This window comes from Ralstonia sp. VS2407, from assembly GCF_052950655.1.
The window spans coordinates 1-589 of sequence record NZ_JBRFVG010000095.1 but is presented as its reverse complement, the minus strand read 5'-3'; the positions used below and the strand labels follow the sequence as shown (position 1 = coordinate 589).

General features: G+C 60.1%; 1 protein-coding gene. It reads left to right on the top strand.

Going from position 1 to position 589, the window contains the following annotated elements; genetic code table 11:
• Window positions 1–589, top strand: a 589-nt coding sequence (locus ACU8YE_RS24025) for a response regulator transcription factor (RefSeq protein ID WP_446929860.1), incomplete at both ends; no start/stop codon positions are given.

Genomic DNA, 589 nt, shown 5'->3' with positions numbered 1-589 from the left:
GTCCTATCGCGAGGCCACCGCCTTCATGCTGCGCAAAGAGGGATTTGAGGTCAACACTGCCGCCAATGGCGCTGATGGCCTCGAAATCTACTCGCGCAACGGTGCCGACATCGTGCTGCTCGACCTCATGATGCCGGGGCTTCCAGGGACCGAAGTCTGCCGTCAGCTACGCCAGCGCGGCAATGTCGGGATCATCATGGTGACGGCTAGAGATTCGGAGATCGACAAGGTTGTCGGGCTGGAGCTCGGAGCCGACGACTACGTCACCAAACCGTTTAGCCACCGAGAATTGGTCGCGCGCATCCGCGCTGTGACTCGTCGCGGCGGCCCTGAGATAGAGGTTTCCCCCGATGTGCTCGAGGAGAGCGGGGTAAGGATGGACGTTGAGCGGCATGAGGTCAGCGTCGGCGGGACGGCAGTGCGACTTGCCCTCAAAGAGTTCGACCTACTTGAGGTGCTGCTGCGCAATGCAGGACGTGTCATGACCCGAGCCTCCCTCATCGACCGAGTGTGGGGAGCCGACTATGTTGGCGACACTAAAACTCTTGACGTGCACATCAAAAGGCTGCGCGCAAAGATTGAAGATGAC